This window comes from Bacillus sp. LR--39 (assembly GCF_053613335.1).
Genome location: NZ_JBSIOT010000424.1, coordinates 1 through 979, shown reverse-complemented (window position 1 = coordinate 979; position 979 = coordinate 1). Strand labels below are relative to the sequence as shown.

1 pseudogene is annotated in these 979 nt (G+C 51.5%); it reads right to left on the bottom strand.

Annotation, left to right across the window (positions count from 1 at the left end):
* A pseudogene (gene nasD, locus ACWHAR_RS23760) lies at positions 1–979 on the bottom strand (NADPH-nitrite reductase); the annotation flags it as partial.

Sequence of the window (979 nt, the reverse complement as noted above, 5' to 3'; positions counted from 1 at the left end):
CATCAGCAAATCGCCGGCACGCAAATGGGTTCCGCCGTTTCCGCCGACATAAAGCTCCCAGCCTCCGTCGATGCCGACAACGCCAAGGTCCTTAATGCCGGATTCCGCACAGTTTCGCGGGCAGGCAGACACGGCCATTTTGACTTTGTGAGGCGTGTTCAGCCCTTCGAATTTTTTCTCAAGCGCAATGCCCAGTGCCATGGAGTCTTGTGTGCCGAAGCGGCAGAATTGCTTGCCTACACATGTTTTCACTGTGCGGAGCGTTTTTCCGTACGCGTAGCCCGATGGCATATCAAGATCTTCCCATACCTTCGGAAGGTCTTCTTTTTTCACGCCGATAAGATCAATTCGCTGGCCGCCTGTCATTTTCACGAGCGGGATCTCATATTTGTCAACGACATCGGCGATCTTGCGCAAATCTGTGGAGTTGGTCACGCCGCCGTACATCCGAGGAACGACTGAGTATGTTCCGTCTTTTTGAATATTGGCGTGCATTCGTTCATTAACAAAGCGGGATGTCCGGTCATCCTCGTATTTGGTTGGATTGATCATGCCTAAGTAGTAGTTCAGAGCGGGTCGGCATTTAGAACAGCCTTCTGGCGTTTTCCAGCCGAGCACATTCATGACTTCTCTTGTATGTGACAGCCCTTTGGCTTTGATTTCTTCTACGACTTCATCTCTCGACAATGTGGTGCAGCCGCAAATGGCTTCTTTTTGCGCTGACGCATCAAAGTCTGATCCGAGCGTATGCTGGAGGATTTCTTCTACGAGCGGCTTACAGCCTCCGCATGAGCGGGATGCGCCGGTGCATGCTTTGATTTCGTCCGTTGACGAGCAGCCCTTTTCCTGTATGGCTTGAATAATCGCACCTTTTGACACGCCGTTACAGCCGCAGATGATTTCATCGTCGCTCATCGCTGCGGTTATGCTTGTGCCTGCTTCCTGGCTGAGGGGCTGTAAGATTGATATTTTAGAGGTT